The organism is Ruegeria sp. HKCCA6837 (assembly GCF_013034475.1).
Classification (GTDB): domain Bacteria; phylum Pseudomonadota; class Alphaproteobacteria; order Rhodobacterales; family Rhodobacteraceae; genus Ruegeria.
Map to the genome: position 1 here is coordinate 59,987 of NZ_WQGD01000017.1, position 21,697 is coordinate 81,683.

The 21,697-nt window shown below is 54.2% G+C and carries 23 protein-coding genes; 7 read left to right on the forward strand and 16 right to left on the reverse strand.

Features of this window, described 5'->3' with window-relative positions; all coding sequences use genetic code 11:
* Nucleotides 1–187: 187 nt before the first annotated feature.
* Entirely contained in the window at nucleotides 188–1,306 is a 1,119-nt protein-coding gene (locus tag GOV91_RS18915) for a pyridoxal phosphate-dependent aminotransferase (protein WP_171236569.1), read from the reverse strand.
* 41 nt (nucleotides 1,307–1,347) lie between these two features.
* On the opposite strand from GOV91_RS18915, the gene GOV91_RS18920 reads away from it, so the two are divergent.
* Nucleotides 1,348–2,103: an N-acyl homoserine lactonase family protein gene (locus GOV91_RS18920; protein WP_171181825.1), complete on the forward strand. Its 756-nt coding sequence runs from the start codon at nucleotides 1,348–1,350 to the stop codon at nucleotides 2,101–2,103.
* A gap of 48 nt (nucleotides 2,104–2,151) precedes the next feature.
* On the opposite strand, the gene GOV91_RS18925 is transcribed toward GOV91_RS18920, so the two are convergent.
* Entirely contained in the window at nucleotides 2,152–2,880 is a 729-nt protein-coding gene (locus GOV91_RS18925; protein ID WP_171236570.1) for an SDR family NAD(P)-dependent oxidoreductase, read from the reverse strand.
* A gap of 722 nt (nucleotides 2,881–3,602) precedes the next feature.
* Between GOV91_RS18925 and GOV91_RS18930 the strand changes: the two genes are divergently transcribed.
* Together GOV91_RS18930 and GOV91_RS18935 are read left to right on the forward strand one after the other, a co-directional pair.
* The gene (locus GOV91_RS18930) at nucleotides 3,603–4,409 is read left to right on the forward strand and encodes an MBL fold metallo-hydrolase (RefSeq protein WP_254440709.1); all 807 of its coding nucleotides are present in this window, start codon (nucleotides 3,603–3,605) and stop codon (nucleotides 4,407–4,409) included.
* 2 nt (nucleotides 4,410–4,411) lie between these two features.
* Nucleotides 4,412–5,353, forward strand: coding sequence for an MBL fold metallo-hydrolase (locus GOV91_RS18935; RefSeq protein WP_171236572.1), 942 nt, complete (start codon nucleotides 4,412–4,414; stop codon nucleotides 5,351–5,353).
* Between the two features lies 1 nt (nucleotide 5,354).
* Here GOV91_RS18935 and GOV91_RS18940 read toward each other — a convergent pair whose 3' ends face one another.
* The 14 genes from GOV91_RS18940 to GOV91_RS19005 form a co-directional block, all read right to left on the reverse strand.
* Nucleotides 5,355–6,413 carry a YeeE/YedE family protein gene (locus tag GOV91_RS18940; protein WP_254440710.1) on the reverse strand — a complete coding sequence of 353 codons (1,059 nt, stop codon included), beginning with the start codon at nucleotides 6,411–6,413 and terminating at the stop codon, nucleotides 5,355–5,357.
* A gap of 58 nt (nucleotides 6,414–6,471) precedes the next feature.
* A complete protein-coding gene (gene hemA, locus GOV91_RS18945; protein ID WP_171236574.1) occupies nucleotides 6,472–7,695 on the reverse strand; it encodes a 5-aminolevulinate synthase in 1,224 nt (407 codons plus the stop codon).
* Between the two features lies 1 nt (nucleotide 7,696).
* Nucleotides 7,697–8,131, reverse strand: a complete 435-nt coding sequence (locus GOV91_RS18950) for a DUF302 domain-containing protein (RefSeq protein WP_171181837.1) — start codon at nucleotides 8,129–8,131, stop codon at nucleotides 7,697–7,699.
* Nucleotides 8,132–8,211: 80 nt separating this feature from the next.
* Entirely contained in the window at nucleotides 8,212–9,474 is a 1,263-nt protein-coding gene (locus GOV91_RS18955) for an NAD(P)/FAD-dependent oxidoreductase (RefSeq protein WP_171236575.1), read from the reverse strand.
* Nucleotides 9,475–9,498: 24 nt separating this feature from the next.
* Nucleotides 9,499–10,206: a c-type cytochrome gene (locus GOV91_RS18960; RefSeq protein WP_171181841.1), complete on the reverse strand. Its 708-nt coding sequence runs from the start codon at nucleotides 10,204–10,206 to the stop codon at nucleotides 9,499–9,501.
* A gap of 2 nt (nucleotides 10,207–10,208) precedes the next feature.
* Complete coding sequence (locus GOV91_RS18965; protein ID WP_171181843.1) at nucleotides 10,209–11,534, reverse strand: c-type cytochrome; 1,326 nt, start codon at nucleotides 11,532–11,534, stop codon at nucleotides 10,209–10,211.
* Nucleotides 11,518–12,780 (reverse strand): sulfite dehydrogenase, encoded by a 1,263-nt coding sequence (gene soxC / locus GOV91_RS18970; RefSeq protein WP_171181845.1) that lies wholly within the window; start codon nucleotides 12,778–12,780, stop codon nucleotides 11,518–11,520. The genes GOV91_RS18965 and soxC overlap by 17 nt, the downstream gene beginning before the upstream one ends.
* Nucleotides 12,781–12,804: 24 nt before the next feature.
* Nucleotides 12,805–14,502: a thiosulfohydrolase SoxB gene (gene soxB / locus GOV91_RS18975; RefSeq protein WP_171236576.1), complete on the reverse strand. Its 1,698-nt coding sequence runs from the start codon at nucleotides 14,500–14,502 to the stop codon at nucleotides 12,805–12,807.
* Between the two features lie 88 nt (nucleotides 14,503–14,590).
* On the reverse strand, nucleotides 14,591–15,436 hold the full coding sequence (gene soxA / locus GOV91_RS18980; RefSeq protein ID WP_171236577.1) for a sulfur oxidation c-type cytochrome SoxA: 846 nt from the start codon (nucleotides 15,434–15,436) through the stop codon (nucleotides 14,591–14,593).
* 70 nt (nucleotides 15,437–15,506) lie between these two features.
* On the reverse strand, nucleotides 15,507–15,836 hold the full coding sequence (gene soxZ, locus GOV91_RS18985; protein ID WP_170380046.1) for a thiosulfate oxidation carrier complex protein SoxZ: 330 nt from the start codon (nucleotides 15,834–15,836) through the stop codon (nucleotides 15,507–15,509).
* A 36-nt stretch (nucleotides 15,837–15,872) separates the two neighbouring features.
* Nucleotides 15,873–16,289 carry a thiosulfate oxidation carrier protein SoxY gene (gene soxY / locus GOV91_RS18990; protein WP_058275041.1) on the reverse strand — a complete coding sequence of 139 codons (417 nt, stop codon included), beginning with the start codon at nucleotides 16,287–16,289 and terminating at the stop codon, nucleotides 15,873–15,875.
* Nucleotides 16,290–16,335: 46 nt separating this feature from the next.
* Nucleotides 16,336–16,812 (reverse strand): sulfur oxidation c-type cytochrome SoxX, encoded by a 477-nt coding sequence (soxX, locus tag GOV91_RS18995; protein WP_171236578.1) that lies wholly within the window; start codon nucleotides 16,810–16,812, stop codon nucleotides 16,336–16,338.
* A gap of 131 nt (nucleotides 16,813–16,943) precedes the next feature.
* Nucleotides 16,944–17,522 (reverse strand): thioredoxin family protein, encoded by a 579-nt coding sequence (locus GOV91_RS19000; RefSeq protein ID WP_171181886.1) that lies wholly within the window; start codon nucleotides 17,520–17,522, stop codon nucleotides 16,944–16,946.
* 14 nt (nucleotides 17,523–17,536) lie between these two features.
* The gene (locus GOV91_RS19005) at nucleotides 17,537–18,277 is read right to left on the reverse strand and encodes a cytochrome c biogenesis CcdA family protein (protein ID WP_171181853.1); all 741 of its coding nucleotides are present in this window, start codon (nucleotides 18,275–18,277) and stop codon (nucleotides 17,537–17,539) included.
* An 80-nt stretch (nucleotides 18,278–18,357) separates the two neighbouring features.
* Between GOV91_RS19005 and GOV91_RS19010 the strand changes: the two genes are divergently transcribed.
* The 4 genes from GOV91_RS19010 (at nucleotide 18,358) to mgrA (ending at nucleotide 21,503) form a co-directional block, all read left to right on the forward strand.
* Nucleotides 18,358–18,732 carry a hypothetical protein gene (locus tag GOV91_RS19010; RefSeq protein WP_171236579.1) on the forward strand — a complete coding sequence of 125 codons (375 nt, stop codon included), beginning with the start codon at nucleotides 18,358–18,360 and terminating at the stop codon, nucleotides 18,730–18,732.
* Between the two features lie 100 nt (nucleotides 18,733–18,832).
* Nucleotides 18,833–19,141, forward strand: coding sequence for a metalloregulator ArsR/SmtB family transcription factor (locus tag GOV91_RS19015; RefSeq protein WP_170543314.1), 309 nt, complete (start codon nucleotides 18,833–18,835; stop codon nucleotides 19,139–19,141).
* A gap of 42 nt (nucleotides 19,142–19,183) precedes the next feature.
* Nucleotides 19,184–20,245, forward strand: coding sequence for a YeeE/YedE family protein (locus GOV91_RS19020; RefSeq protein ID WP_171236580.1), 1,062 nt, complete (start codon nucleotides 19,184–19,186; stop codon nucleotides 20,243–20,245).
* A gap of 226 nt (nucleotides 20,246–20,471) precedes the next feature.
* Nucleotides 20,472–21,503, forward strand: coding sequence for an L-glyceraldehyde 3-phosphate reductase (mgrA, locus tag GOV91_RS19025; RefSeq protein ID WP_371732342.1), 1,032 nt, complete (start codon nucleotides 20,472–20,474; stop codon nucleotides 21,501–21,503).
* The last annotated feature ends 194 nt before the right edge of the window (nucleotides 21,504–21,697 follow it).

Genomic DNA, 21,697 nt, shown 5'->3' on the forward strand with positions numbered 1-21,697 from the left:
TCGAACCTTGGTTATGAATCGGATTTTCCATCTTCGAACTAGCGCGCAACCAGCGCTATTCTAGCGGAAAAACTTCCAGCACATGGCAGGTGAACTTGCACCACAATTGAGCTTAGTGTCAGCTTTGAGCGGACGGCATTTTTTGACCGGCGTTGCAGACCGAGAAACCGAAATGTGTGTCTTATGTCTACCAGTTCGCCAACAGTTCGCCCATGCGCTCTAGGCCAAGGTCAAGGTTGGCAGCAGCACCTCCCCCCACACCCAGTCGGATGTGGTTCTGCATCCCGTAAGACGAGCCCGGTAAGAGAAATGTCCGATAGGGATCAGCGAGCAAGCGTTTGGCAAAAACATCGCCATCAATCCCGTCGAGCCGTGCCAATCCAATCAATCCAGCCTGAGGTTTGACCCAATTCAGGCGGGGCTGATCGGCAACATACCGATCAAGGCTTTCCAGTGTCTCAATCCCTGCTGCCCGCGCAGTTTTTATAGCCTGATTGTATCGGTCAGGCCGCAGGGCAATTTCGGCAATGACTTCGCCGAGAATATTCATAATCTCGCTAGAGTTTTCCCGCAGAATAATAGCGTCCCAAATCAGATCAGGATCACGGCATATCATCCAGCCGGTGCGCAGCCCCTGAAGCCCCAGTGCTTTGGAAACGCTGCCCGTCGTGATACCCCTAGGATACAAACCGGCGATCGAAGGGGCGCGAGACCCGTCCCACTCCAATCCCGCGTAAACCTCGTCAACAACCAGCCAAGCGCCGACGCGATCTGCAATTTGGACAAGCCTTTCCAGCTCTGCTTGTGTCATCAACTGCCCGGTGGGGTTATTGGGGTTGGTTATAAAGATGAGCCGCGTGCGCGCTGTTACTGCGGACTCAACTTCGTCTAGCGGCAATACCCAACCAGAGCTTTCTTCTCGGTCGACAACTTTTAGCGTCGCGCCAACTGCCTCTGCCAATACGCCCGCTTGTGGCCAGCCCGGGCGTTCCGTTACGACTTCGTCGCCCGGTTGGACCAATTGCATGAATGCAAGATAATTGGCTTCTGCTGCGCCAGCGGTGATCAGGACGTCGTCTGGCTTGCAAACATCAGACAAGCCAGCGCGGTCCAAGACATGTCGTCGTAAAGCAGGCAGACCCCGAAAGCTCTTTTGGTTCCAATCCAACGGCAGCGCTGGATCCAGCGCATCCATGAACTCACCCAAAAGCGGCGACGCGGACAAGGAAAACCCAATGAAGGCATCTGGATCCGCTTCTGTGGTATCCAGTAGGTATTGAAAAAGTGTGTGTATCTTGACTTTCATGCTCTACTCAAAATCCTTTTAGTTAATCCGGGAGAGAGTCTGTGCAAGCAAAGGGATTTGTCAAAGGGCGACCGATTGACCTAGCAGTTTTGGACTACGGTCTGTTCAAGGTCCATTCCACTGGCCGTATCATAGGGATCTGCGGGTTTCTCGTTCGGACAGATTTGGGAGAAGCTATACTCATCGACACTGGATTTCCCGAAAAATACGCGACCGATACCGACGCCGCAGTCAAAGAAGATCGATTGTACGAGTTCGGCGAGGTCTTGAAGTGTGAACCAGACAACCTGCCAAGCGCACAACTGGCAAAACTCGGGCTTACTCCGTCAGACATTACACTACAGATTTGTACGCACACCCACATCGACCACATCGGCGCTTTGGGCGACTTTCCAAGCAGTCCAATTCTTATCTCTGCTGCGGAGCGAGCCTTACCCCGCCCGTTGTACTGGGGCGATATGCGGCCTTTGGAATGGCCCGATCAGGATTACCTGGTTGTTGATGACGACGTAGAGATTGCGCCAGGTATCTTCGTTTTGATGGCACCCGGTCATGCGCCTGGCCAGATCGCGGTAATGGTCGATCTTCCGTCAGGGACGGTTTTACTAACCAGTGATGCGATTTCCCGACCAACAGAAATCGACGAGAAGTTTGCCGGGTCTTGGGACGAGGATTCAGCGATTGCCAGCGCAGACAGGTTGATGCGTCTGGCATCCGAGCGAGATGCCTTTGTAATTTACGGGCATTGTCCAAAGCAGTGGCCCGTTCTGAAGAAAGCTCCAGAAGTCTACCGTTGATCCCAAGCTGTGGACCATTTTCCCAAAAAGTGATGTCGCACCTCAGAGTTATCTGACGTCGCGCCCTTGGTTCAGAACAATCACATTTCCACTGGAAACGTCACCAGCCGGCGAAATGAGAAAACCAACCCAAGAGGCGATTTGCTCAGGTAGCATCGCGCGACCATGCGGCATGGCACTAACGGCTTTCTCCAAGACGTCCTTGGTTAAGACATTGAACAACGGTGTCTCAGTCATGGCAGGAGCCAGCGAATTTACGCAGATTTTTTCATGTGCATATCGACGGGCGAGGTCTTTCGTTAGGGTATCCATCGCAGCCTTTGACGCCCGGTAATGGGGAGGGTCGAACACATCGAAATTGTAAGCTCCATTCGATGAGATGTTTACAATCTTCTTGACGCCTTCGCGTTCCAACATCAACTGAACCGCCTGCTGGCAACAATTGAATGCAGAGTTAAAGTTGATTGCCATCTGCTGTTCGAGTTCTTCGGGCAGAATGTGCGGGAAGTCAGACATGAAGCAGGTGCCCGCGTTGTTTACCAAAGCATCTAGACCGCCATACTCTGACCTAATTCCATCAAACGTTTGAGCGATAGCAATGGGATCCGTTAAGTCAACGCAGATAGGCGTGAAATCCGAACCTAACTCCGCTGCCATTTCACCTAGGCCCTCCTCGTTGAGGTCCAGTCCAAACACGTGGAACCCATCTGCCCGCAGTTGGCGGCAGATGGCCTGACCCATCCCTCCTGCAGCGCCGGTCACAACCGCTGTTTTCATAGTCAGCACTCCCACATTGGCATGATTTTGGGTACTTCGAATTAAAGAAGGAAACTCACAACCCTTTTATCCGAAAGCCGCAAAAGTCAATTGTACTTGAATTCAGTGCATTTCCGTTTCGGGCTCAAGCTAGACTTCGCAAAGTCCGCTTTCTACGCATCGCAGACCTTCGCGAGAATCCAAGGTTCGTTAAGGAGGCCCTTTGCGGCATCGAGCAACGCACAGGACCATAACCGCAACGACTACGCCAAAACTGATTCAATTCACCGCTAATGCACACAATCACGCAGCGCAAAACTATGGACAAACTACGCAAACTTATGGGGTGCACGAAGTGTTATGTGCAAACCCACAAGCGTGTAGGATGCCGCGAACGCGTTCGCGTCGCTTCTCAAAATCATTTAGAAATTTTACGCGCAGCAGCCCAAAGAAATTCGCACCGATTGCCCAAGACAATTCGCGATCCAATCTCGCTTGTGAGCTCCTAAGGGAGAGACCAAAAGCTGATCTGCAAAGCGCCCCCGCCCGCAGATAGCTTGGCGGAATTCCATCCATCTGCATCTTTATTCATTTACAAATCAAAACATTCATTTTATTGATTGTGTATGAATGGAGATGCATTTTCACGACGCAGATTCTTGTGTAGCGCCGCTTGTATCGCAGCGCTTGGAGTACAATCCAGGTTCGTGAGGGCAGAGTTACAACTCGGTGCTTCGGCTCGCATGACAACCATATCAGACGGGTACCTGTCCTTGCCTCCGGATATGGTCTTTGGCGCCATGCCGCAGGCAGAACTCAGGCAGCTTTTGGACAACTACAAGGTGGACGCGACCAAATACGAGCCAGAGTGCAACGTGGCGCTTTATCGAGATGATCAAAACACGGTGCTGTTCGATGTGGGAGCTGGGCCAGATTTCATGCCCACTTCTGGTAAGCTTCTGGAAGCTCTTGAAACAACCAACCTGTCGCCCGAAGACATCTCGCACGTGATCTTCACCCATGCGCACCCGGATCACATTTGGGGCGTTTTGGATGATTTCGACGACCTTCTGTTCCCGAACGCCACGCATCACTTTGGCCGTAATGAGTGGGATTATTGGTGGAACCCCTCAACAGTGGATACCATTGGAGAAGATCGCGCTGCGTTCGCAGTAGGCGCAAAGCGGCGTATGGCAGCAATTGAGAATCAGGTCGCGTTCTTTGACGACGGGCAAGAGATCCTTCCCGGTATCGCCGCGCGCGCAAGCTATGGACACACGCCCGGTCACATGGCGTTTGAAATTCGCAGCAGCAGTGAATCCGTGATGGTTGTCGGCGACGCGTTGGGAAATCCACACGTAGCTTTTGAACGCCCCGACTGGCCCGGCGGGACGGATCAGGATCCACAGGCGGCCGCAGCAACTCGGAATTCGTTGCTGGATCAGATTTCCCACGAGCAAATGAAAACAATTGGTTTCCACCTGCCGAACGGTGGAATCGGCCGGGTCGAGAAGACTGGGTCTGCTTATAAGTTCATTGGAGAACCATAAAGATGCGATCGCTGGCGATTGTCTTGGCCCTGGGCACACAAGCTTGGGCAAGCGAGGATATTGCAGACCAATACCCTAAAAGTGTGCTGTATTCCAAACCGGTCGAATACATCCCCGGCGTCTATTCCGCCATTGGTGCAACCGCACCGCCGACCTACGAGAACTCTGGTCATAACAACAATCTCAGTTTTATCGTAACCGGGGAGGGCGTGGTCGTCATAAACGGCGGCGCGGCCTATGTGCTTGCTGAAGCGCTTCACCAAGAAATTCAGGCGATCACGGATCAGCCGGTTAAGCTTGTCTTCAACGAGAATGGTCAGGGGCACGCGATGCTTGGCAACGCATACTGGTCAGAGCTCGGCATTCCGATCATCGCCCATTCGGATGCTGCGGCTGAATTCGAGGAATATGGTCCTCAGATCCTTGAGGGAATGCAACGGTACAATCAGGACAAAGCGGCAGGAACCGTCCTGACAGGCCCAACCGAGACATTCGAGGATGAATACGTTGTTGAAATGGGTGATTTCCGGATTGAGGCCAAATATCTCGGGCCAGCCCATAGCCCCGGTGATATATCGGTTTGGCTGCCGAACCAAAGCCTTGTCATCGCGGGTGACATGGCGTTTCACGAGCGAATGCTGCCAATCTTTCAAGAGACCTATACTGCGGATTGGCTTGAGACCTGGGACAACGAGTTCGAAGCTTTGGGAGCCACATTTGTCATCCCCGGCCACGGCCATCCGACGAACATGGATCAGGTGCGCCGTTATACACGCGACTACCTGATCTATCTGCGCGCTAAGATCAAAGAGCATATGGATGCCGGCGGCGATCTGGCCGAGGCTTACTATGTCGATCAATCACCTTTCGCCCATTTGGACACGTTTGAGGAACTGGCGACAAAAAATGCCGGGCGGGTATTTGAACAAATGGAATTCGAATGACTCAGGACGTTTGAGGAACAGGTATTCGCCTCAATAACTTATGCGTGCTGATCGCTCCGACCCACATGAAGAAAACGGCAAGCCACGCCGTCAATGACAGGGCGGACCCTCCCGAAAGCCCTGCGCCCACGGCGCAACCTCCGGCCAGCATGGCTCCAAACCCCATGAAAACAGCTCCAACAAGGTAGCGTTCCATCGGAGTATCCGGGCCAAACCGTTCGATTTTCCACTCCCCTGCAGTTAGGGCTGAGCCTGCGGCACCAATTGCTACGCCTGGAACGAGGCCGATACCGAAGGACAAAACAACGTTCCTCTCCGCAACCAAGGTCATTAGTGTATCCGTGGCCGGTCCGGTAAATGTGACTGACGACACGGGCACGACGTCAAATGATGCTTGCGCGATCGCAAATGTCATCAACCAGCCAAGCGACACCGCCAAACCAACGCCGGCGGCTGTTATGATCCTGATAGGAGCGACTCTCCGGTGGAACGCAAATGCAATTGCCGAAACCAACCCCAAAGCTGCAACGGCTGTATAAGCCACTGGTGAAAATCCAAGTATTTCTGAAAGATCTCTCGAGGCGCCTCCTGAGACAGTCCAGATCCCGGATAGCAATTCGCGGGCAGGACTAAGAACGCCGGTGTAAGCAGCCTGAGCCACTAAGGTTAAAACCAATCCTGTAATCAAGGCGCGCAGATTACCGCAGGAGGCCAATACCAACAGGCGAGATGCACACCCACGCGCCAGAACCATACCAACGCCGAACATCGCCCCACCAATTATTGCTCCGGTAAGGCTGCCCGTCGACGCGATCGCGCGTGTCTCGGAAAGGTTCAACCACTTAAACGCGACAAAGGCCTGTACTAAGGTGAGCGCTGCGGTGAAGGCGATCAGCCAAACCGCCAGGCGAGGACCAAGCTCGCCTTCAGCGACTTCGACGGTCGACGCTCGCAAACAAAAGTGAGACTTCTGGGCCGTCACGCCGAATAGGATACCAACAAGCGCACCGGCAAATGCCAAAGCGCCAGGGTCTCCCAACAAATCGATGAGCCTTTCCATCAACAGAAACTCTCACTTCGTTGCTTGCGCGTCCTTGTCTTCGGTCAAGCTGTCATTGTCATTGCGCGGCCATTGGCCTGCGCGCCAATTGGCATTGCGTCCATAATTCACCCAAAGCAGATACCAGTCGATCCACGTCTTCGGTGGAATGCACTGGGGAAGGTGTAATCCGCAGACGTTCCGTTCCCTTGGGGACGGTTGGATAGTTGATCGGCTGGATGTAAATTCCATAGTCACGCATCAGTACGTCAGAGATGAAGCGGCACTTGACCGGATCGCCGACCATGACCGGAATGATGTGACTTGGGTTCGGTGTATGCGGAATGCCCAAATCGTCTAGCCTGTCTCGTACCTCGCGCACGCGCTGCTGGTGCAAATGTCGTTCCGAATTGCTTTGCTTCAGGTGCCGAACCGAAGCGGCAGCTCCTGCGGCCACGGCGGGAGGCAATGCAGTGGTGAAGATAAAACCACTGGCAAAGGATCGGACAAAATCCACCAGCTCTTTCGACGCCGCGATGTATCCACCAACTACGCCGAACGCCTTGCCCAATGTCCCCTCAATGACGGTTAGCCGATCCATCAGGCCTTCGCGCTCAGCTATGCCTCCGCCGCGCGGCCCATAAAGCCCAACCGCGTGAACCTCATCCAAATAGGTCATCGCGCCATAGCGATCCGCCAGATCACAGATCTCGGCAATTGGTGCAATGTCGCCATCCATGGAATAGACGCTCTCAAACGCAATGAGCTTCGTTGCATTGGCAGGCAATTCAGCAAGGTGCCTTTCAAGGTCCGCCACGTCGTTGTGTTTCCAGATACGCTTCTGGCACCGACTGTGGCGAATGCCCTCGATCATCGAGGCATGGTTCAACTCGTCAGACAGGACTGTGATGCCCGGAATGCGAGACGCCAAGGTTCCCAAGGCAGCCCAGTTCGAGACGTACCCGGAGGTGAACAGCAATGCAGCGTCCTTGCCGTGTAAGTCAGCAAGCTCCTGCTCGAGCAAAACATGCTGGTGGGTGGTTCCAGAGATATTCCGCGTTCCGCCTGCCCCGGCACCACACTCATCGATCACCTTGTGCATTGCTGCAATAACACTGGGGTGCTGACCCATCCCCAGATAATCATTAGAGCACCATACAGTGACTTTCTCAGGACCATTTTCCGCGTAGCTACGCGCTGTCGGGAACGCGCCACACTGCCTTTCGAGATCCGCAAAGACCCGGTAGTTCCCTTCCTCTTGAAGCTGGTCGAGTTGACCACGAAAAAACTGCTGGTAGTTCATTTCAGTTCCCAACGGCTTCTTCTACGATCCCGGACAACAGGGTCTGAACCTTTTGCATTGGTCCATCAGGATAGCTTCGGTATCCAACCATCACACCATTGTCGTCTTCGGCTACAAAAATCCCATAGGGGCAGAAGCCAATATTCATTGGGTCGGCTTCCATGACCTCGCGCGAAATTTTTGCCGAGCAGAAAATGAAGATATCCGCGGCCGCAAAAATTTGCTTGTCGCTGCCGACATCTGCGCCAGTTCGATTCAGCATTTCCCCAACATGGCTCACATAGTCGATGACCAGTCCCTGTCCCACAATCGCGGACTCGACTGCAAATGTCGCGTCATCAAAACTACCGTCGAAGGGGGTAGTGATGATCTCTTCTGCAAGCCCTTGGCTCGCCAGAACAGTGGAAAACGCGGCTGCGGCGATAAAGTGTTTCATGGTTTTAGTCCTCCTCCTGAACCGCATTTTCTCAGATTGATCATCGGGGTCTTTGACACCGGTCAAAGCCCCCGATTGCCTCAACCAAACATGTCCGACGTGATACCGGCGTACCAACCAAGAGACTCTTCGTAAGTTGCTTTCCTGAGGTCGGCATCTTCTCCGGTCTGGCTAATAAAGCCGTCAACTTTGGCAATCTTCTCAGGTGTCGCCTCGTAGGTTGCGCCAACCTTAACGCCATCATTGGTATCGATCAGCGACCAACATGTGTTCGAGAACTTGGCCGGGAATACTTTAGACCCGGTCAACGCACCTCGCACGGCGTTCGCGCAAACTTTCGCCTGACTGTTTGCTGAAAAACCGGATTTCGGCATGTCGCCCTGCTGGCTGGCGTCACCGAGAACATAAATGTCCGGATCGACTTTGGAGGACATGTCCGCAGCGTTTACTGGTGCCCAGTTGCCGTCAGTTACTCCCGCCATTTCCGCAATGCGGCCGGCTTTCATCGCTGGGATTACATTGCAGACATCAACCTTTGTCTCTTCGCCGTCGATGGTCACCGTCATTGCATCCGGATTCACGGATACATTGCCACCGCCGAAATCTTCGCCGATCCAGTCAACCATTCCTTCATAGTTGTTTCCCCAGCCTTCTTGGAACAACGCCATTTTCGAGAACTTTGGCTTCGGGTCGGCCACAATGATCTTTGCTGTCGGATTATTCTTCTTCAAAACATGCGCAACCATCGAAATCCGCTCATATGGCCCAGGCGGGCAACGGAAGGGGTTAGGAGGAGCGACCATCGCGAAGGTACCACCTTCGGGCATTGCCATGATTTGCGCTTTCAAAAGCTCTGTCTGTGAACCAGCTTTATATGCATGCGGCATCTTATTCTGGGCCGAGACGTCCCAGCCCTCGACCGCTCCATCTACAAAGTCGATACCCGGGCTTAGAATCAGCTTGTCATAGGGAATTGACCCGCCACCCGCCAAGGAAACCGTCTTGGCATCGCGGTCGACCCCAGTGGCCCAATCATGCACGACGTTGATACCGTAGTTCGCGGCAAGCGTGCCATAGCTGTGAGCGATGTCCGATAGCTCCTGAAAACCTCCTAAATAAAGGTTTGAGAAGAAACAGGTGTAATAGGTCCGAGACGGCTCGATCAGCGTCACGTCGACCTCTCCTTTGCTGTCCTTTGCGATGTACCGCGCGGCAGTTGCACCGCCCGCACCGCCACCAACAACCACTACTCGGGGCTTGCCTTGAGCCAGCACCATCGGAGCAGATAGCCCGGCGGCCACGACCCCGGCGGCTCCAAGAAATACTCGTCTATTGAGTGTCATCGCGTTTCCTCCCCTTAGGCACTTTCACTCTGGATTATTGAAGTATGCGGCCAATGCCGCGATCTCGTCATTGCTCAGCCGCCCGGCGATCATTTGCATGACTGGATGTGGCCGCTGTTTGTCCTTGTAAGCGTGCATAGCGACTACGAAGTCTTCGTCAGGCCAATACACAATCGAAGGAATGCCCTCATCGCCTCCTTCGATCTGGTGGCATGTTGTACATTCGCTGCTGAGATATGCGCCGTACTCAGGATCTCCTTGTATCGCCAGAATCGCGGGATCGATCGAATGATCCGTTCCTTTCGCCGTTGGGTCCGCTTCTGGGATGTCCTGAGGATTGTCAGAAAACGCCCGCAAATAGGCGACCACGTTGGCTCGGTCTTCCGGGTCCTTCAAACCGCGAAAACTCATCCTCGTGCCTGACGCAAATGCGCGTGGATTTTCGATGTAGGCGGACAGTGTGTCAGCGTGCCATTCCAGACCCGAGTTGCCCGCGCGCACAAGGCTCTTGGAGTAGTTGAAACCCTCCAGTCCTGCGGCCTTACGCCCAAAAACACCGTTCAAGTGCGGCCCGATTTTGTTTTCGGCTCCTTCGCCGACCTGATGGCAGCCTTGGCATTGGGCGAACACCACTTTCCCTGCTTCCGCGTCGCCAAGGTCTTCTGTTGCGTGGGTCGATGGAGCGATCGAAACCAATACCGTTGCGCAGGTTAAAAGGAACGACCACCGCATGATCAGCTTCCGAACGACTTTAGGTAGACGATCACAGCTTCAATATCGTCTGGTTTCTTAAGCCCGGCGAAAGACATGCGCGTGCCTTTCATGTAGTCTTTGGGTTTTGTCAGGAAGGCCGCCATTTCTTCATCAGTCCAAATGAGACCTGTCTCGGCCGCAGCGTTCATAGCTTTGGAGTATTTGAAACCTTCTACCGACCCTGCGTTGGACCCAATAATTCCGTTCAACGCTGGTCCCGTGCTATGCTTTGCACCTTCACCGACCTGATGGCAGGACTTACACTTCTTGAAGACCTTTTCTCCGGCGGCGAGAAGGTCCGCTGATTGGTCAGACTCTTCGATTTCCTGAACAGCCAGTGTTGCGGCGGCCTCTTCCTCAGGCTTTGGCGCTGCGGCTGGAATGAACGAGGGCCCTTCCGCCGTGAACGTCGGCAACCCGTCCGCGCTGGCTTCATTCATGACCGAATTCGAACCGCCTTCTGGTGGCGTCTCAACCAGAAAGACAGAACGCATAGTAACCGATGCCTCTGTTTTGCAGTTCTCCATGCAAGGCTCTTCTCGCCATTCCGCGTACTCCGTCTCGGGTCGAACATCGACAACAAAACCGTCCATATTGTACATCTCGAAATCGGCGAAGTTTTCGTTGCTGAGAACGAAATCGTCATCCACCAGATCATTGGAATAAAGGATGTAGGCGACAATTGCGTATGTCTCGTCCGCTGTCAGCGTGCCCGCTTCACCAAACGGCATCGACCGAGAAATGTAATCCCAGGCGGTGGACAAATGCGGCCAATAGGACCCAACGGTTTTTACAGGATCTTCATCTGCAAGTGTATCGAAACCACCTGCCAGAACAGGCCAATTGTCGGCACCTTCGGCAAACTCGCCGTGACAAGACGCGCAACGGTCGACAAACACTTCTTCTCCGGTCCAGACATCACCTGATCCAACCGGCAAGCCACGCCCGTCGGGCAAGACGTCAACGTCCCATGCCGCGATCTCTTCCTCCAGAGCAGGACGTCCAAGCCCATAAGTGCCATCCTGGCTGGGCGCGGGTGCGGTCAGGTTCATCCCGGTTGCGACCCGCTCGGCCGCCGCTGTCTGGATTTCTTCAACCTTGGCCACCAGTTCGGCAGCCCGGCTGGCCTCTGCTTGCGCGTTTTCCTGGGCTTTCGCTGCGTGCGCCTCAACCTGGCTGATCCGGGTTTCCAGGGTTTCTATCTGCGATTGGCCGTAATTCCGGTTCGCAATAGCCACAGCCGCCGCAAGCACCAACGCTGTGCCGCCAAATACGGGCAGGAAAACATGACTAAGAGACTTCGACATTCTCAGCGATCCCTTCTGCGCTCACGTACCAAGTCTGGATACAGTTGTTGTGGTAGACCGAGTTCTCTCCGCGCTTTTCGCGCAGTTGGTCTTTGGTCGGCTGAACATAGCCGGTTTCGTCTATCGCCCGGGCCTGCAAAAGCATTGGTGCTCCGTCCCAGTTCGTGTCGAGATAGAAGCGCGTCAAAGCCTTGCTGTCGCCCTGCTTGCCAAGACGCGCTGTCTCCCAGGTAATCCCACCGTCCTTGGACACATCAACCCGCGAAATTTGCCCGTGGCCTGACCAGGCAAGCCCGGAAATGACCAAGGGTCCCGGTCCGTGTTTGATGGGCATTTGCGGGCTGGGTGAAGTAATGACGGATTTTGCATCCATCACCCAAGTCCATTTCTGGGCTGTGCCATCGGCGTAGACATCGGTGTACTTTGATGTTTCTTCACGGCTTTCGACCGCCATATCGACGACTTCGATCCGGCGCAGCCACTTGACCCACATGTTGCCTTCCCAGCCAGGAACAACCAGTCGCACAGGATATCCGTGCTCCATGCGCAGCGCTTCACCATTTGCCTTGAAAGCCACCAACACGTCATCCAGTGCTTTTTCCATCGGGATGGAGCGGCCATTGGATGACGCGTCTGCGCCTTCAACATAGACCCATTTGTCGGGTGAGATATCAGCGCCTGCTTCCTGCAACAGCGTCCGCAGCGGAACGCCGGTGTATTCCATGTTGTGAATCATGCCGTGGGTGAACTGGACGCCATTGAGTTGAGCACCAGCCCACTCCATACCGGTGTTCGCCGCACATTCGCAGAAATACACATGGTTTTCGCGCGGGAACCGCTCGATGTCGTCGTAAGTAAATACAAGCGGGCGATCGACCAGCCCGTTGATCATCAGACGATAATCCTCCTTGCGCAACTCGATCGCGCCCGAGTGATGACGCTCAAATGCGCAACCTTGCGGAGTGATCGTGCCATCAAGCGCGTGGATTGGTGTAAAGTTGATCGACGAAATCGGAGAGGCGGTCAGCCATTCCACGTTGCGGCGCACAACATGGGATTCAAAACTGATCGGCATGCCATAAGGTGACTCATCGACACCGGCACCTGTGTAAGACGCCCAATCCTGCAGCTCTGTTATCAGAGGATCGGGCGTGTCTGCCACTGCCGCACCCGCAACTGATCCTGCGGCGACCGCTGCACTGCCTTTCAGGAAGGCCCGGCGGGACGGTTTGAACGCGTCATCCATATCTCTTAGGTCTCCATCTGTTTCTTAAGCACCGACAACATCGACACTGGTGTTCTCTTGCACCGTTACGGTGCCAAGGTTGCGAATGTGGCTTTCGACGACATCCCAGATCGGCGGGCCTTCAGTGCCTTCGTTGACACTGGCCCAACCAGCCACGACGTAGGTTTTCGACGGATCAATCGCTTCACCCGTTTTGAGCAGGGTCATTTCGCTGATCCGCTGCCCTTGTGGTTTGGTCACATCGATGCGGTAGCCAAGCCCACCGACACGGACCATATCGCCGCCCTGCTGATAGTAGGGATCGGGATTGAACAGGTTGTCACCGACATCCTCAAGGATCACATGGATGAATTCGCCCGTCATTTCTGTGCGATAGGCATTGGGATACGACATCGATGTGACGTTCCAGACGTCTTCACGCGTGATGTCCTGCCCCGGCAGGATTGAGGGTCCCCAACGGACGCCAGGCGACATCGCGATGTCTGCCTCACGCTCTTTGATCAGGGCATCGCAAATCAGGTCATCCCAGGTGCCGTTGAAATTGCCGCGGCGGTAGAGCAACGAATCCGTTTTGCCAATCACCTCACTCAGCGCAGCCTCGTGAGGCGCGCGCTGATCATTTATCAGAGCAGTGATCGCAGGATCAGGAGCGATGACGTCCGAGAAGATCGGGATCAGCTTGTGCTTCAGCCCCATCATCTGCCCGTCCCTCACATCAAGATCCACTCGGCTGACGAATTTGCCGTTCGAGCCAGACGCGATGATATGCGTTTTACCGACCAGAACCGGCTCGGGCAGCGCGTCATGCGTGTGACCGCTGAGGATCACGTCGATCCCTTGCACCCGACCTGCCATCTTCTTGTCCACGTCAAAGCCATTGTGGCTGAGGACGACAACGACATCGGCACCGGCATCGCGAACCTCGTCCACCATGGCCTGCATGTTTTCATCCCGGATACCGAATGAATATTCTGGGAACATCCAGCCTGGGTTCGCGATTGGCATGTAAGGAAACGCTTGCCCGATCACGGCGACCTTTGCACCGCCCCGATCAAAAAACTTATAGGGTTGGAACAATTCTGCAGGTTCGTCCCATTCGGCATCAAAGATGTTCTGACCCAAGGCCGCAAAAGGCAAACCTTCGACGATTTCGTTAACCCTGTCGCTGCCCAACGTGAACTCCCAATGGAAGGTCATAGCATCGGGTTTCAGAGCGTTCATGACATTGACCATGTCCTGACCGGCCGTCTGATAGCAGGTGTAAGAACCGTGCCATGTATCGCCCCCGTCCAATAAAAGGGCATCAGGACGGTCGGCACGAATGGCGTTGATGACAGTTGAGACCCGGTCCAATCCACCGACCCGACCGTAGGTCGTGGCCAGCGCAGAGAAATCATTGTAGGTCAGCGCATAGGCCGACGGGCTTCCATCTTCGATCCCGTAGGCCTTGCGGAACGCCGCCCCTGTGACATGCGGCATCTGTCCTCGCGCATCGCCAATACCCAAGTTTATCTCAGGTTCACGGAAATAGATCGGCTTGAGTTGCGCGTGGATGTCGGTGACATGGATCAGGCTGATATTGCCGAAGGTCTCGAACTCCAGCAGTTGATCCTGCGTGAGGCTTTGCTGCGCAGCAACCTTGGCCCAGTTGCCAAACCCGGACGCCCCATACAGAGCCGAGGCTGCCATTGAAACCTGCAAGAAGTCACGTCGAGAAATCATCTATCAGCTTTCCTATAACACATATAAATGTGTGAATGTTATTTTCCTTGAAAAACCCGCGCAGGACATTGCCCACGCGGGTCGTTCGTTATTGACGTACTGCTGGAGTTTCGACTGAAAGCCCGTTGCCACGCGAGGCCACATAGAGCTCAAGCGCACGAAACTCGTCCGATCCTTCGGCAAAAGTTTCCGCCCGCGTATCGCGAATACAGCCGCGGAAACGATTGTGGCGCGAGATCAGCTTGGCTTGTTTCAGACGATATGTCGGGAACCCATTGATCATGCCCTGGCTCAGGTGGTCGGCACGGATCATGTTGCCCCAGTTGTCTTCATGACAATTGGCGCAGCTAAGCTCCAGCTGACCATAGCGGGTGTAATACATCTCTTTGCCCTGTTCCCAATACGGGGCGGCATCGCCATCAATCGCGACATTCATTGGCATCCCGCGTGATTGCAGACCGATCAAAGCGACCATGCCCTGCATATCGCCCCCGGACCATTTCCAGGCATCGGCTTCCATGCGGTCCGTACGGCACTTGTTGATCAGATCTTCCATGACGACCAGCTTACCAGTTTCGGCATCCACTTTCGGCATGGACGCCTGCAATCCCTTGAAGCTTTCCACCCCATCGTGGCATGAAGCACAGCTCTCGCCAGCGGCGCCATCAATGGTCTCGAAGAGATCGGCGGCCTGATCGACGAAGATCATTGCAGGATTGTCGAAGTCATCAATTTGAAGCGCTTGCGTTTCATCCGTGCGAAAATGCCAACCCGAATAGATCGTGTCCAAATTTTCCAGATGTGCCGGAGCTTCAGTAACCGAAGTCATGTCCAACTCATCATTGATCACCAAATTGTCTTCGTCTGGTCCAGCCATCGCTGCAGCCGGGAAAACCAGAATTGCCGCGATCGCCATAAGTGCCTTGGTATTCATTGCGTTCCTCCCTTGGTGGATCAGCGCCAGTTCCTCCTACCAGCGCTGATCTGCCTTAGTGGTCGAGCCGTCAGGCGATCTCGATCGTTTTCTTCTCATCGTAGACAGAGCCGTCATCATCGTACCAAGTGAAGACAAACTCACCGGCCTCGGGCACAGTCGCTTCGAACTGGAAATACGGGTTGGTCGAAATCGCCGGCTCCATCGTCACATCAACCACCATTTCTCCATTAAACTCGCAGGTGAAACGGTTGATGATCGAACGCGGGATGACGTTGCCTTCTTTGTCTTTACGCTGGCCGCTTTCCATCTTGTGGCTGATCAATGTCTTGATCGTAACGGTTTCGCCAGCAGCGGCTGTCTTTGGAACCTTGACGCGGGGTTTTACACCGGAAGCCATTGGTTAATCTCCTGTTCTTCGAGGCGCGCGTGGCGATCAGCCGCCGCAGCCGCCGATTGTCACTTTTACGGTCGCAGACGCTTTGGCAAAGCTGCCATCTGCCATCTTCGCCACGGCAATGACATCCTGCGTTCCGGCAAGACGGATGCGGGTTGATGCAGCTTGCTCAGCAGCCAACGGACCGAAATTGAAGGTTGCAACGCCCGGTTCGGGGTTACCTGCAGCCACGATGAGAATTGCAGCTGCGCCCGGCGCACTGACTTCGATAGGTACAGTATTACCGTTTTCTGCGATTTCCGGTGCAGTCAATGTAACACCGCCGTCAGCCACATCTGCCCCGCCTGTAAATGCCGCAATGGCATCTTCAGCAGCTGCATTTGCCCGAAGCGGCATAATTGTCAGGAACGCGGCGCCCAGCCCAAGGGCCAGTGTCTCGCGGCGAGAGAGTTCCATTTTCAATCTCCTTTGATTCTTCGAAAATCCGCGCCTGAAAGCGCAGCTATTCTTCTTTCAGGGTCGCAAGAAACGCGACCACATCCTCGATTTCTTGTGCTGTCAGGATCGACGTCAAAGGCGCGGTTGGGGCTTTTCCGGTATAGGCGTCGCCCGGGCGGATATAGCCTTCATCCTTGTAGAACGCAGGCATCACCGTGCCTTCGAACGTCATCTTGGCATTTGCGACCAATCCGCGAAGTTCTGCTTCGGTCCAACGATCACCGGCGCCATCCAGCATCGGACCAACTTCGCCGTGGAACGGGATGTCGGCCAAAGCCGAAACCGCGTGGCACGCGACGCAGTTGCCTTTTGACTTGTCCCCAACGATGAGTGCGCCATTAGCCGCGTCGCCAGCAGCACCGGTCAACGAAGCCTCAATGGCACCATAGTCGTCATAGGTTACGTCTTGCGGGTCTGTTTCTGCCGCAAATGCGGCAACGCCTGTCATTGCGCAGACCAATGTTAAGAGTCTCAGCTTCATGATCCCTCCCATTTGCTAACACGCCGACGGCGCCTTGCGACCCAAAGCCTTTGTGTACCGTAGTCGACGAGTACCGGTTGTCGCAACATTAAATTCATAATAATGAATTTTTTTATTTATAACGGCAGCACTCAATCCTGAGAAACATTGTTTCGCTCTTGAATGCGCCGCGCATGATAGCGTTGGAAATCTTCACCATTATCAAGCTCATATCGTTTTTCCTCGACCCAAGTGAAAAGGTCTAAGGTCGTTCCCTTTGAGAACGCTCCGGGCATAACAGCGACCGCAGCATCGATGGCTGTAGCGTCTTCTGGCACCTCTTCCGGCAGAAATACGAGCGTCGGGGTGAACAGAATCCCCCATTTTCGCATCAGCGCTCTTTGCTCATTTTCTTCCCCGTCAAAGTCGATGGCTGCGGTGCTGCCATGCAAATCCAGTTGGACGACAAAGAAATTCTCTTCGATGAAAGCTGCAAGGTCAGGCTGGGGGAACACTTCTTCATGCATTTTCTTGCAATAGATGCAGCCTTGTTGCTCAATGAATAAAACCAACCGCTTGTCTTCGCTTGACGCCTCTTCAAGATCCTCACGAAGGTCTTTGAACGTGTCGCGCATCCACGGCGTTTTATGCAAACCGTCGTCGCCCAGTTCAGCGGCGAAAACTGCCCCGCCGATCAGACAAGCGATCAATACTGACAAAACTCGTTTCATGTCTTCCTCCCGAATTAACCAATGGCTGCCAGCCAAGGCATATGGTCGAGCATCCATTGTGCGACGTGATTGATGGAGTTGGTTGCGATGAGGATGCCGAAGAGCACCAGAAAGCCACCCATTGCCTTTTCGATGAGGGGCAAGTGCTTTCTGAACCGTGCCATCCATTGCATGAAGGGGCGGACCAGGAAGGCTGCCAGAACAAACGGTGCGGTCATTCCAACCCCGTAGACGAATAAAAGCACCGCTCCACGCCAGGCCGTTTCGGTTCCGGCCGCTGTAAACAGGATCGCGGCGAGCACCGGCCCAACACAGGGTGTCCAGCCAAAAGCAAACGCCAATCCAAGAACATATGCCCCAACAAGGCTTACATTTGATGTATCACCAACATCCGCTCGAAATTGGCGATAAAGGAAGCCGATGCGGATAATCCCCAAGAAATGCATGCCCATCACAATGATGATGGCCGCGGCGATCCAACGCAGGATGTCAAAATACTCTCGTACCAGTTGCCCGAATATCGAAGCCGTCGCACCCAGCGCCATGAAGATCGTAATGATCCCGGCTGCAAATGCTATCGCAGAAAGCGTTGCCTTGCGACGAACGCCGCTGGGAATCGTAGAACCCGCAGATATCTGATCAATCCCGACGCCGGCCAGATAGCTAAGATAAAACGGCACGATAGGTAGGATGCAGGGCGACAGGAAAGACAACAGTCCTGCGACCAAAGCTCCTGCAAATGTAATGTCGAGCATGGTCAAATCTGTCCTGGCACGCTATCATTCACATATTCAAAATAGTAAAGATATACTGCTGCGGTCAATCGGAGCTTTAGATGCGCCAAATACTTCTGCTTTTGCTTGCAATCGCGTTTCTTGTTTCTCCCGTGATTTCACGGGCAGAAATGACTCTTCTGATGGCCGAAGAAGATGGGTGTATGTGGTGCGCACGTTGGGACACCGACATCTCGGAGATCTACCCCAAGACACCGGAAGGACATGCTGCTCCACTTCAACGCATCGATATCCACGCAGCTCTGCCGGATGGCATCGCATTGGAGCGGCCTCTCTACTACACGCCAACCTTTGTTCTGCTGGACGATGGCCAAGAGGTCGGCCGGATCGAAGGCTATCCCGGCGAAGATTTTTTCTGGGGTTTGCTGGGCGTTTTACTGCGCGACGCGGGGGTACCGATTGAGACCTCTGGATAAACTGTGGCGCATTACATAAACTGTTATGAATGCGTGAAGCTATGAAAGCGAGGCGATCTTGTTGGACAAATCTTCGAAACTGCCTGTGTTCTCTCAGGACATGTGCGCCGAAGACATGGACAGAATGATGGAAAATGCTCAGACGGCGTCAAGTTTCCTCAAGGCAATCAGCCATGAAGGGCGCTTGATGATCTTGTGTTATCTGTCCTCGGGTGAAAAATCTGTCACGCAGATGGAAGAAATGCTCTCGGCACGCCAGGCCGCCGTGTCGCAGCAACTATCGCGCCTACGCTTTGAGGGCTTGGTCAAAACGCGACGCGAGGGGAAAACGATCTACTACAGATTGGCGGATGATCGATCGACACAGATCCTGGAAGTCGTCTACGATCTATTCTGCAGGGAGAAGTAGAAGCCGCCAAAAATACCCGCCAGCTTTGGGAGGGGACTGGCAATGTTCGAAGCATTGGGAGACGCCAACACCGTCGCACTGATCGGTTTGATCGGTGGCATTGTGTTGGGCTTGGCCGCACGCATTGGCCGTTTTTGCACGTTGGGTGCAATCGAAGACCACCTTTACGCAGATGATGACCGGCGGCTGCGCATGTGGGCAATTGCGATCGGCGTAGCAATTGTCGGCAGCCACTTGGCTATGGCTTTAGGGTGGCTGGACCCTCTTGGAACAGGATATCTTGCACAGACCTGGAACCCACTTGGGTCGATCGTAGGTGGTCTTTTGTTCGGTTACGGAATGGCCATCAGCGGAAACTGTGGCTATGGCGCGCTGGCAAGGCTTGGGGGCGGCGACCTTCGATCATTCGTCATCGTATTGATTATGGGTCTGTCTGCTTACGTTGTCATGTCCGGGCCCCTTGCATATTTGCGCGTTTGGGTCTTCCCCGAGGAAATGGATATTAAAGGCCCCCAGAGCATTAGCTTCCTTGCCGAACAACTGACCTCTATCCCAGCTTGGCTCATTGGCGTGGTCATTGGCGTTGCGTTGATGATTTTCGCCTTGGCAAACCAGCGCTTCCGCCGCAATCCCGCACAGGTGTTTTGGGGATCTGTGGTTGGACTGGCGATCGTATCTGGGTGGCTCGGCACGAATTGGGTTGCGACGCATGGTTTCGATGGTGAGCCAGTTCAAACCCACACCTTCGCTGCACCCCTTGGCGACACAATATTCTACCTTATGACAGCCTCCGGAAACACTTTGTCATTTGCGGTCGGATCAGTCTCCGGCGTTCTCATTGGTGCATTTTTGGGGTCCTGGTCCAAAGGTCATTTCCGATGGGAGGCATGCGAGGATCCACGTGAACTCAAGCGCCAGATGCTCGGCGCGGCGATTATGGGGCCAGGCGCGATCATCGCGGTCGGTTGCAGCGTCGGACAAGGTATATCTGCCTTCTCACTTTTGGCTTACAGCGCGCCTGTAACATTCGCTGCCATCTTCGCCGGTGCGGCGCTTGGCTTGAAACAACTCGTGTCTGGACTGTCCTTCATAACTGAGCGTTGAATTCACAGTTCAAATCAGAATTCGCGTTTGGAGGACGGTTTCGGCGGTTCTCTATCGTTCAGAATCCGATCACCTTTGAAGGCACATAGTCGGTCAGCCAAGGCTATCCACCAGGACGGCTGGAAACTCACGTCGATATTGCAGGAGGTGATCCGTTTGACAGGTTCAACAATCCATTGATTATGTGCGCATGACCAAAGCTCAACGACCGCCAAAACCAAAACCCATTCCTTACACCCCGGAGCCGAACCGCTATGAGCGGATGGTGTATCGGCGATGTGGGCGGTCTGGTGTGAAGCTTCCTATTGTCAGCCTGGGCCTTTGGCATAATTTTGGCGCAGACTCCACACACGAAATCAAGCGCGCCATGTGTCGGACCGCGTTTGATCATGGGATCACGCACTTTGATCTGGCGAACAACTACGGTCCACCACCCGGTTCAGCCGAAGAGGCATTTGGCGAGATCCTCAAAACGGATTTCGCGGGTTACAGGGATGAGCTGATCATTTCCTCCAAAGCCGGCTACGACATGTGGCCGGGACCCTACGGAGAATGGGGGTCGCGCAAGTACATGATCGCGTCCTGTGACCAATCACTCGCGCGCATGGGGCTTGATTACGTCGACATCTTTTATTCCCACCGCTTTGACCCTGACACCCCGCTCGAAGAGACGATGGGCGCGTTGGATCATATCGTACGGTCGGGTCGCGCGCTGTACGCAGGTATCTCGAGCTACAACTCCCAACGCACGCGCGAGGCGGTGAAAATTCTCGACGACCTTGGGACACCTTGTCTGATTCACCAACCTTCTTACAATCTGCTCAACCGTTGGGTGGAGCGTGACGGTTTGCTCGATACTCTGGACGATCTTGGGGTGGGATCGATTGCTTTCACGCCACTGGCACAAGGCATTCTAACATCAAAATACCTACGCGATATTCCGGATGGCAGCCGTGCTACACAAGGAAAATCACTGCTTGATGGCATGATCAACGAGCGGTCTCTGGCAAGTGTCCGTGCTCTGAACGAAATGGCCTTGGCACGCGGGCAGACCCTGGCGCAAATGGCCCTGGCCTGGGTGCTCAGAAGTGGGCGCGTGACGACCGCCCTTATTGGTGCGTCCCGCCCGGAACAGATCGTAGATTGCGCAGGCGTTGTTGATAATCTCGACTTCAGCGCTGACGAGTTGAAAAAGATCGATGAAATCAGTTCGGAAGAAGATATCAATTTGTGGGCGCGGTCTGCAGAAATAGAATGATCGTCCTTAGAACGTACGCAATGCCACGGCCTACAGAGCTTTAGACTAACGGCGGGTCCAACTTCTTCAGTTTACCCAAACAACTATCAAGAGCGATCGGCCCAAAGCGGCCATCTGCGCCAGCCGCATCGAAGGTCCGCTTCGAGCCCACAGCGGGCAACGAAAGTGGCTTTCAAGTTTATGTCGCTCAGTCA

Excerpts from the sequence above, each read along its gene's own strand:
- GOV91_RS18915 (WP_171236569.1), bottom strand. The coding sequence starts at position 1,306 with ATGAAAGTCAAGATACACACACTTTTTCAATACCTACTGGATACCACA.
- GOV91_RS18925 (WP_171236570.1), bottom strand. The coding sequence starts at position 2,880 with ATGAAAACAGCGGTTGTGACCGGCGCTGCAGGAGGGATGGGTCAGGCC.
- GOV91_RS18930 (WP_254440709.1), top strand. The coding sequence starts at position 3,603 with ATGACAACCATATCAGACGGGTACCTGTCCTTGCCTCCGGATATGGTC.
- GOV91_RS18935 (WP_171236572.1), top strand. The coding sequence starts at position 4,412 with ATGCGATCGCTGGCGATTGTCTTGGCCCTGGGCACACAAGCTTGGGCA.
- GOV91_RS18940 (WP_254440710.1), bottom strand. The coding sequence starts at position 6,413 with ATGGAAAGGCTCATCGATTTGTTGGGAGACCCTGGCGCTTTGGCATTT.
- hemA (WP_171236574.1), bottom strand. The coding sequence starts at position 7,695 with ATGAACTACCAGCAGTTTTTTCGTGGTCAACTCGACCAGCTTCAAGAG.
- GOV91_RS18950 (WP_171181837.1), bottom strand. The coding sequence starts at position 8,131 with ATGAAACACTTTATCGCCGCAGCCGCGTTTTCCACTGTTCTGGCGAGC.
- GOV91_RS18955 (WP_171236575.1), bottom strand. The coding sequence starts at position 9,474 with ATGACACTCAATAGACGAGTATTTCTTGGAGCCGCCGGGGTCGTGGCC.
- GOV91_RS18960 (WP_171181841.1), bottom strand. The coding sequence starts at position 10,206 with ATGCGGTGGTCGTTCCTTTTAACCTGCGCAACGGTATTGGTTTCGATC.
- GOV91_RS18965 (WP_171181843.1), bottom strand. The coding sequence starts at position 11,534 with ATGTCGAAGTCTCTTAGTCATGTTTTCCTGCCCGTATTTGGCGGCACA.
- soxC (WP_171181845.1), bottom strand. The coding sequence starts at position 12,780 with ATGGATGACGCGTTCAAACCGTCCCGCCGGGCCTTCCTGAAAGGCAGT.
- soxB (WP_171236576.1), bottom strand. The coding sequence starts at position 14,502 with ATGATTTCTCGACGTGACTTCTTGCAGGTTTCAATGGCAGCCTCGGCT.
- soxA (WP_171236577.1), bottom strand. The coding sequence starts at position 15,436 with ATGAATACCAAGGCACTTATGGCGATCGCGGCAATTCTGGTTTTCCCG.
- soxZ (WP_170380046.1), bottom strand. The coding sequence starts at position 15,836 with ATGGCTTCCGGTGTAAAACCCCGCGTCAAGGTTCCAAAGACAGCCGCT.
- soxY (WP_058275041.1), bottom strand. The coding sequence starts at position 16,289 with ATGGAACTCTCTCGCCGCGAGACACTGGCCCTTGGGCTGGGCGCCGCG.
- soxX (WP_171236578.1), bottom strand. The coding sequence starts at position 16,812 with ATGAAGCTGAGACTCTTAACATTGGTCTGCGCAATGACAGGCGTTGCC.
- GOV91_RS19000 (WP_171181886.1), bottom strand. The coding sequence starts at position 17,522 with ATGAAACGAGTTTTGTCAGTATTGATCGCTTGTCTGATCGGCGGGGCA.
- GOV91_RS19005 (WP_171181853.1), bottom strand. The coding sequence starts at position 18,277 with ATGCTCGACATTACATTTGCAGGAGCTTTGGTCGCAGGACTGTTGTCT.
- GOV91_RS19010 (WP_171236579.1), top strand. The coding sequence starts at position 18,358 with ATGCGCCAAATACTTCTGCTTTTGCTTGCAATCGCGTTTCTTGTTTCT.
- GOV91_RS19015 (WP_170543314.1), top strand. The coding sequence starts at position 18,833 with ATGTGCGCCGAAGACATGGACAGAATGATGGAAAATGCTCAGACGGCG.
- GOV91_RS19020 (WP_171236580.1), top strand. The coding sequence starts at position 19,184 with ATGTTCGAAGCATTGGGAGACGCCAACACCGTCGCACTGATCGGTTTG.